At 64.0% G+C, this 8,525-nt stretch carries 8 protein-coding genes; 6 read left to right on the top strand and 2 right to left on the bottom strand.

The features are described 5' to 3' along the window. The first annotated feature begins 85 nt into the window (after positions 1-85). Together AC3A4H_RS00335 and AC3A4H_RS00330 are read left to right on the top strand one after the other, a co-directional pair. Positions 86-1,861: a glucan ABC transporter ATP-binding protein/ permease gene (locus tag AC3A4H_RS00335; RefSeq protein ID WP_348778501.1), complete on the top strand. Its 1,776-nt coding sequence runs from the start codon at positions 86-88 to the stop codon at positions 1,859-1,861. 74 nt (positions 1,862-1,935) lie between these two features. Further along, positions 1,936-2,700, top strand: a complete 765-nt coding sequence (locus AC3A4H_RS00330; RefSeq protein WP_487764916.1) for a heme ABC transporter permease — start codon at positions 1,936-1,938, stop codon at positions 2,698-2,700. Between the two features lie 55 nt (positions 2,701-2,755). On the opposite strand, the gene AC3A4H_RS00325 is transcribed toward AC3A4H_RS00330, so the two are convergent. Further along, complete coding sequence (locus tag AC3A4H_RS00325) at positions 2,756-2,992, bottom strand: Lrp/AsnC ligand binding domain-containing protein (RefSeq protein ID WP_106725628.1); 237 nt, start codon at positions 2,990-2,992, stop codon at positions 2,756-2,758. Positions 2,993-3,128: 136 nt separating this feature from the next. After that, on the bottom strand, positions 3,129-3,959 hold the full coding sequence (locus AC3A4H_RS00320) for an alpha/beta hydrolase (protein WP_487764915.1): 831 nt from the start codon (positions 3,957-3,959) through the stop codon (positions 3,129-3,131). Between the two features lie 208 nt (positions 3,960-4,167). Between AC3A4H_RS00320 and AC3A4H_RS00315 the strand changes: the two genes are divergently transcribed. The 4 genes from AC3A4H_RS00315 to AC3A4H_RS00300 are packed head-to-tail and all read left to right on the top strand — an operon-like array spanning position 4,168 to position 8,525. Then, positions 4,168-6,468, top strand: coding sequence for a bifunctional salicylyl-CoA 5-hydroxylase/oxidoreductase (locus AC3A4H_RS00315; protein WP_487764914.1), 2,301 nt, complete (start codon positions 4,168-4,170; stop codon positions 6,466-6,468). After that, positions 6,465-7,229: an SDR family NAD(P)-dependent oxidoreductase gene (locus AC3A4H_RS00310; protein WP_487764913.1), complete on the top strand. Its 765-nt coding sequence runs from the start codon at positions 6,465-6,467 to the stop codon at positions 7,227-7,229. Before AC3A4H_RS00315 ends, AC3A4H_RS00310 begins: the two co-directional genes overlap by 4 nt. Beyond that, complete coding sequence (locus tag AC3A4H_RS00305; RefSeq protein ID WP_487764912.1) at positions 7,226-7,720, top strand: MarR family winged helix-turn-helix transcriptional regulator; 495 nt, start codon at positions 7,226-7,228, stop codon at positions 7,718-7,720. Before AC3A4H_RS00310 ends, AC3A4H_RS00305 begins: the two co-directional genes overlap by 4 nt. Beyond that, positions 7,713-8,525: an enoyl-CoA hydratase family protein gene (locus tag AC3A4H_RS00300; protein WP_487764911.1), complete on the top strand. Its 813-nt coding sequence runs from the start codon at positions 7,713-7,715 to the stop codon at positions 8,523-8,525. Before AC3A4H_RS00305 ends, AC3A4H_RS00300 begins: the two co-directional genes overlap by 8 nt.

Here is an 8,525-nt window from a genome sequence, read left to right as displayed (position 1 = left end):
GTGAGCATTGTCTTGCGGTGCGGCAGGCAATGCTGGGTGCAGCGATGGTGTGCGGCACGGCTTTAGCTTTCACGAGGTGAGTTTCGTGTCATTGCTGGAAGTCTATTTTCGAGCGCTTCGTTATTTGGCTGCCGAAAAGCGGCGCGTTTTTTTCATTTGTTCAGCAAATATTGTGCTTGCTCTGGTAACCATTGCTGAGCCGATACTGTTCGGCAGGGTTATCGATGCCATCTCGCAGAAGCTGGAAGTCGTCCCGACATTGGCGATCTGGGCTAGCCTGGGCGCCTTCAACATCCTTGCTTATGTGCTCGTAGCCCGGGGGGCTGACCGCATGGCTCACGCCCGGCGCGCCGCGCTGCTGTGCGAATCGTTCGAACAGGTCGTCGCCATGCCGTTGTCGTGGCATCATGAGCGCGGAACGTCACAGGCGCTGCATACTTTGCTGCGCGCCGTGGAAAGCCTGTTCAGCCTCTGGCTGGAGTTCATGCGCCAGCACCTGACCACGGCCGTGGCCCTGGTGCTGCTGGTGCCGACGGCGCTTTCGCTCGATGTGCGCATGTCGCTGGTGCTGCTGGGGCTTGGCGTCTTCTACGTGGCCATAGGCCGGGTGGTGATGCACAAGACCAAGGACGGCCAGGCCAAGGTGGAGACGCACTATCACGAAGTGTTTTCGCACGTGACGGATTCAGTCAACAACGTTGCGGTGCTGCAGAGCTACAACCGCATCGGAGTGGAAACCCAGAAGCTGCGCGGCCATATCCGCGACCTGCTCCAGGCCCAATATCCGGTTCTGGACTGGTGGGCGCTTGCCAGCGCGCTGCACCGCCTCTCTTCGACGATCTCGATGATGATCGTGCTGATGATCGGCGCCCTGCTGGTATCGCGCGGCGAATTGCGCGTGGGCGACATCGTGGCCTTCACCGGCTTTGCGTCGCTGCTCATCAGCCGGCTCGACCAGGTTTCGAACTTCGTCAATCAGATCTTCGACGCCCGTGCCAAGCTCGAGGCCTTCTACCAGCTTGAAGATTCGGTGGCGGAGCGCGAGGAGCCGGCCGGCCTGGGCGAGCTGGAAAACGTCAAGGGCGATGTCTGCTTCGAGAATGTCAGCTTCGAGTTTCCGAATTCCGGCCATGGCGTGCAGGACATCTCCTTCGAGATCCGCGCCGGCCAGACCGTGGCTATCGTCGGCCCGACGGGGGCTGGCAAGACTACCCTCATCAACCTCCTTCAGGGCGTGCACACGCCGCAGAGCGGACGCATCCTGGTCGACGGCGTGGATACGCGCTCGGTAACCCGCAAGTCGCTGCGCCAGGCCATGGCCACCGTGTTCCAGGATGCCGGCCTCTTCAATCGTTCGATCGAGGACAACATTCGCATCGGCCGCGAAAACGCCAGCTACGCCGATGTGCACGCTGCGGCCCAGGCGGCAGCCGCGCAGGACTTCATTCTCGCCAAGAGCGAGGGCTATGACACCAATGTCGGCGAACGCGGCGGCCAGCTTTCCGGCGGCGAGCGCCAGCGCGTCGCCATTGCCCGCGCCATCCTCAAGGACGCGCCCATCCTGGTTCTGGACGAAGCCACCAGCGCGCTCGACGTGGAAACCGAAAGCCGGGTCAAGGATGCGATCGACCGCGTGCGACAGGGCCGAACAACCTTCATCATCGCCCATCGCCTGACCACCGTTCGCGATGCCGATCTGGTCGTCTTCATGGACCACGGCCGCATCGTGGAAATGGGCGGTTTTGCCGAGCTTTCGGCAACCAATGGACGCTTCGCAGCACTCCTGCGTGCCGGTGGCCTGCTGACCGACGAGGACGTGCGCGCGCTCAGCCACGTCTCGGTGCAGCCGGAGGCGGCGTGACCCACCAAAAGGGGAGGCGCCTGCGGCGACCTCCCGCATTGCAGGGGCCGGCTGCTCGCGGTAGATAGGCCGGCATGACTGAAACAAGCGCGCGGCCCGGCCGCTGGATCGATCTAGCCAATCCCACACGCTTCCTGGCGCTGGCCGACAGGGTGGTGCCGTGGCTTGGCGGCCTGTCGGTGGCTTTGCTGGCCGTCGGACTCTACCTGGGTTTTGCCGCGCCGGAGGATTACCAGCAGGGCATCACGGTCCGCATCATGTATATCCACGTGCCTTTCGCGTGGATCGCCATGATGTGCTATTCGCTGATGGCGGCGTCGTCGCTCGGCACTTTGGTCTGGCGTCACCCGCTGGCCGACGTCTCGCTCAAGGCCGCGGCACCCATCGGTGCCACTTTCACCGCGCTCGCGCTGGTCACCGGCTCCATCTGGGGCAAGCCGATGTGGGGTACCTGGTGGGTGTGGGACGCACGGCTGACCTCGGTCTTCGTGCTTTTTCTGATGTATCTTGGCATCATCGCGCTGACGCGGGCGCTGGACGATCCCGCGCGCTCTGCACGTGCGGCCGCCGTCATCACGCTGGTCGGCTTCATCAACATCCCGATCATCAAGTTCTCGGTCGAGTGGTGGAACACGCTTCACCAGCCGGCATCAGTGTTCCGGATGGGCGGCCCGACGATCGATTCCAGCATGCTGTGGCCGCTGATGGTGATGGCCGCCGGCTTCACAGTCTTGTTCTTCACCTTGCATCTGATGGCGATGCGCACCGAGATCCTGCGCCGCCGCGTGATGGCCATGCGCTATATCGCAGCGCGCCGCGCCGACCGGAAACCCGACTGAAAACAAGGCATTGGATTGCGGCCTTGAATCAAGGCCGCAATGTTTCGCGCGTCTCTCAGAACGCCTTGAAAGTCAGCGTGGTCAGCGAGCGGACGATGCCCGGCACATTGGCCACGTTCTCGTTGATGAACTTGCCGATGTCGACATCGTCGTCGATGTAGATCTTCATCAAGAGGTCGTAGTCGCCGCTAGTCGAGTAGAGCTCGGAGGCCACTTCGCGCTCGTAGAGCTGGTCGGCGACCGCATAGGTCTGGCCGGGCACGCATTGCAGTTGGACGAATACGGTTTTCATTGTGCTCTCCTGACGCGGGATTCGACCGGCGCATGAGCCGTCCGGTCCAACATCATGCATTGATTCGACAATCAGGCATTCGCTGCAAAGCCCGTGCTTGCGCGGGGCTCGGAAGCGGCCAGTCCAGCTCCGTGTCTTACACGCCGAGCAGGGTCCGCACCAGCCTGTGATCGGGGTCGGCAAGACCTTCGATTACATCGAAATGGTGCCGGTCGGCTTCCTCGACGCTTGAGACCTCGGCGTTGAAGCTGCTCCAGAGATTTTCGAGCAGGCCGTTTTGGCGCACGAACTCGGGGCGTTCGTTGGCGCCCACCCAGCAGGTGATGTCCATGCCGTCGAGAGGTTCGAGCAGGGCCGCGCTTTCCGCGCGTGCCTCGGCAAGGTCGAGACGCAGCGCCTCGTTCATCTTCGTGTTGAGCAGCGGACGCAGGTCGTGCAGGCCGGAGACCGAGACGGTCTTGCGCAGTCGCGCCGCCACATCGCGCTCGAGCGGCGAGGTGGTCGTGTTCATGCGGCTGACCAGGTGTCCGCCGGCCGAATGGCCCGTGATGTGCAGCGGGCCTTCGACCTCGCGAGCGGCCGCATTGATGGCTGCGCCGATCTGCCTGGTGATGTCGGAGACGCGCGCTTCCGGCGCCAGCACATAGGAAGGCATCGCCACAGCATAGCCGTGCGCGAGCGGCCCGGCCGCCAGATGCGACCATGCCGACTTGTCAAACGCCATCCAGTAGCCGCCATGCACGAAGACCACGAGCCCTTTGGCGTCTGCCTGCGGCAGGAACAGGTCATAGCGGTTGCGCGTGTGGGGGCCGTAGGCGATGTCTTCGCGCAGCCGCCCGGCGCCACGCATTTCATCACGGAAGGCCGCCGCTGCCGCGTGCCACTTTGCCGGGTAGGCGTCGCCGCCCGGAATATGGGCCGAGTTCGAATAGGCGTCGTCCCAGTCCGTGATCTTGTTTCCCGACATTTCCTGCCTCCCTTTGGTCGCCGTCGCCGGCTTGTCCCGCGCTTTATCAATCACGCTGCGGCCGTCGCGCAAGTGCCTGCCAAGCCGTTCGCGAATGCGCAAGCCGGGGCAGATTTCACGACCGTCGAGAAAATTTCAAGCTTGAAACTTCATGCTTGAAATTATCGGGGCGCGGTGCCATCCTTTCCCCATCAGAAGGGAGTTGCCGATGAAGATCGCCTGTATCGGAGGAGGGCCGGCCGGCCTGTACTTCGCCATCAGCATGAAGCTGCGCGACCCGTCGGCGGAGATCGTCGTGATCGAGCGCAACAAGCCGGACGACACGTTCGGCTGGGGCGTTGTGCTCTCCGACGAGACGCTGACCAACCTTGCCGCCAACGATCCGGTGAGCGCCGAAGCCATCCGCGCGCATTTCGCCTATTGGGATGACATCGCCGTCCACTTCAAGGACACCAAGACGGTGTCGAGCGGCCACGGCTTCTGCGGCATCGGCCGCAAGCAGCTTCTTCTCCTGCTGCAGGCGCGGGCGAAAGAGCTCGGCATCGAAATTCGCTTCGAGACCAATGTTGAGAGCGTTGCCGACTATGCCGAACAGTATGATCTTGTCGTCGCCGCCGATGGCCTGAATTCTCGGGCCCGCACCGAATTCGCCGCCCAGTTCGAGCCCGACATCGACGTCCGTGCCTGCAAATTCGTCTGGCTCGGCACGCACCAGAAGTTCGACGACGCCTTCACCTTCATCTTCGAGGAAACCGAGCACGGCTGGGTCTGGGCGCACGCCTACCAGTTCGACAACGACACCGCGACCTTCATCGTCGAGTGCAGCACCGAGACCTGGGAAAAGTTCGGTTTCGGCGAAATGAGCCAGCAGGAGAGCATCGCGGTCTGCGAGCGCATCTTTGCAAAGCATCTCGGCGGCCATGCGCTGATGACCAATGCCAACCACATTCGCGGCTCGGCCTGGCTGAATTTTCCGCGCGTGCTGTGCAAGCGCTGGTCCTACAAGAACATCGCGCTGCTGGGCGACGCGGCGGCAACCGCGCATTTCTCGATCGGATCGGGAACCAAGCTGGCGCTGGAGAGCGCTGTCGCGCTCGCCGAATTCGTTCACACCGAAAAGTCGCTCGAAACCGCCTTCGCCCGTTACGAAGACGAGCGCCGCGTGCAGGTGCTGCGCCTGCAGTCGGCGGCGCGCAACTCGCTGGAATGGTTCGAGGAGGTGGAACGCTATTTCCATCTCGACCCGGTGCAGTTCAACTATTCGCTGCTGACGCGCTCGCAGCGCATCAGCCACGAAAACCTGCGCCTGCGCGACAAGGACTGGCTGGAGAGCGCCGAAGGCTGGTTCCAGCAAAAAGCCGGCGCGCCGCAGGGCACGCATCGCGCGCCGATGTTCGCGCCGTTCAAGCTGCGCGGCATGGAGTTGAAGAACCGCGTCGTGGTTTCGCCCATGGCGCAGTACAAGGCCATCGACGGCACGCCGACCGACTGGCATCTGGTGCACTATGGCGAGCGCGCCAAGGGCGGGGCAGGGTTGCTCTATATCGAGATGACCTGCGTCAGCGCCGAAGGGCGCATCACGCCCGGCTGCCCCGGTTTCTACGCGCCGGAACATGAGGTGGCCTGGAAGCGCATCGTCGATTTCGTCCATACCGAGACGGAAGCCAAGATTTGCGCGCAGATCGGCCATGCCGGCCGCAAGGCTTCGACCCGCGTCGGCTGGGAAGGCACCGACAAGCCGCTGAAGCAAGGCAACTGGCCGGTGCTGTCGGTCTCCGGCCTGCCGTGGTCGGAAGAGAACCAGACCCCGAAGGCGATGACCCGCGCCGACATGGACCTGGTGCGCGACCAGTTCGTTTCGGCGACACGGATGGCGGACCGCTGCGGCTTCGACATGCTCGAAATCCACGCCGCGCACGGCTATCTGCTGTCGTCCTTCATCACGCCGGTCACCAACAACCGCACCGACGAATATGGCGGCTCGCTGGAAAACCGCATGCGCTATCCGCTGGAGATCTTCCATGCGATCCGCGCGGTCTGGCCGCAGGACAAGCCGATCTCGGTTCGTATCTCGGCCAATGACTGGGTAGGGCCGGATGGCGTGACGCCGCAGGAAGCGGTGGAGATCGCGCGCATCTTCTGCGAAGCCGGCGTCGACATCTGCGACGTCTCGGCCGGCCAGACCACTAGGGCTGCGCGCCCGGTCTATGGTCGCATGTTCCAGACGCCGTTCTCCGACCGCATTCGCAACGAGACCGGCATGGCGACCATGGCCGTGGGCAATATCTACGAGCCGGATCACGTCAACTCGATCCTGCTCGCCGGCCGCGCCGACCTTGTCTGTCTCGCCCGTCCGCACCTGACCGACCCATACTGGACGCTCCGGGCAGCGGCGACCTTGGGCGATACTGCCGAGGCATGGCCCGATCCATACCTGCCGGGCCGCGACCAGCTTCGCCGCCTCGCCGAGCGCGCTGCAGAGATGGCGGCGCAGGATCGCGCGGTATGAGAGAGTTGACCGGCAAGTGCGCACTGGTCACCGGCGGCGGCTCGGGCATGGGCGCGGCAATTGCCCGCTCGCTGTCAGATGCCGGCGCGACCGTCGTCGTCGCTGGGCGGCGCATGGAAGCGCTGCTGGAGGTCGCTGCCAGCTCGAAAGACATCGTCGCCATGACGGCCGATGTCACCGATGAAGCGTCGCTCAAGGCGCTGTTCAACAAGATCGCCAGCGAAGTCGGCGATCTTGACATCGTCGTTGCCAATGCGGGCGCTGCCGAAAGCGCGCCCTTCCGGCGCACCGGGCTCGACCTCTGGCGCCGGATGATGGACGTCAATCTCACCAGCGTCTTCATGACCTTCCAGCAGGCACTGGCCAGCGGCATGGGGAAGCGCGGCGAGGGCAGGCTGGTCGCGGTTGCGTCCACCGCCGGGCTCAAGGGCTACCCCTATGTCTCCGCCTATGCAGCCGCCAAGCACGGGGTAATTGGGCTGACACGCTCTCTGGCGCTTGAACTCGCCGAGACCGGTATTACGGTGAACGCCGTCTGTCCCGGATTCACGCTGACGCCCATGCTCGAACGCTCGATCGAAAACATCATGCAGAAGACCGGCAAGAGCCGGGAGGAAGCCGCCGCCGCGCTGACGGAGGGCAACCCGCAGCGCCGCTTCGTGCTGCCGGAGGAGGTGGCACAAAGTGTGCTCTATCTCTGCGGGCCGAATTCCGGCTCCATGACCGGCCAGGCCCTTTCGGTGTCGGGAGGCGAGATATGAGCGTGCAACTGCCCGACGAGTTGAGTGCTTCCAGTCCCGTCAGGCCGCGGGTGCGTGTCTGGCTGAAGCTGTTGAAGGTCACCAAGAATGTCGAGCAGGTCGTTCGCGAAAACCTTCGCGCCGAGTTCGACACCACCTTGCCGCGCTTCGACGTGCTCGCAGCGTTGGATCGTTTCGACGATGGCCTCAAGATGAGCGAGCTGTCGGCAGCGCTTCGCGTCTCCAACGGCAACGTCACCGGCATCATCGAACGCCTCGTCATCGACGGACTGGTGCTGCGCGTGCCGGTAGCGGGCGACAAGCGCGCCACCCTGGTGCGCCTGACCCAGAAGGGGCAGGACGAGTTCGCCAAGATGGCGGCGGCGCATGCGCGCTGGGTCAACGCCGTGCTCGAGGACCTGCCGCCGGCGGCGTGCGAGCAGGTTATCGGTATCCTGGACACCATCGGCAGGGCGCCGAAACAGACAGCGAAGGTTGATGATAATGACTGATATGGCGGGTTACGTCGCAAAGCATTTCCTCTGGCGCGTGGAGGACGGCATCGCGGTCGTCACGCTCGACCGGCCCGAGCGCAAGAACCCGCTGACCTTCGACAGCTATGCCGAACTGCGCGACGTGTTCCGCGCGCTGGTCTATGCCGACGACATCAAGGCGGTGGTGTTCGGCTCGAACGGCGGCAATTTCTGCTCCGGCGGCGATGTGCACGACATCATCGGTCCGCTGCTGGACCTCGACATGAAGGGCCTGCTACGCTTCACCCGGATGACCGGCGATCTGGTGAAGGCCATGATCAACTGCGGCAAGCCGGTGATTGCGGCCGTCGACGGCGTCTGCGTCGGCGCCGGCGCCATCGTCGCCATGGCCTCGGACATCCGCCTCGCCACGCCCGAGGCCAAGACCGCGTTCCTGTTCACCCGCGTCGGCCTTGCCGGCTGCGACATGGGCGCCTGCGCGATCCTGCCACGCATCATCGGCCAGGGCCGCGCGTCCGAGCTGCTCTACACCGGCCGCACCATGAGCGCGGAAGAAGGCGAGCGCTGGGGTTTCTACAACCGCATCGTCGATGCCGCCTCGCTCGACGCCGAGGCGATTGCGCTGGCTCGCCGTCTCGCCGACGGCCCGAACTTCGGTCACATGATGACCAAGACCATGCTGAACCAGGAATGGTCGATGTCCATCGAGCAGGCCATCGAGGCCGAAGCGCAGGCGCAGGCCATCTGCATGCAGACCCAGGATTTCAAGCGCGCCTACGACGCATTCGTCGCGCGCGAAAAACCTGTCTTCAAGGGCGACTGA

The sequence above is a fragment of the Pseudaminobacter sp. Soil_N_29 genome (genome assembly GCF_057656055.1).
This window is presented reverse-complemented; position numbering and strand designations above follow the sequence as displayed.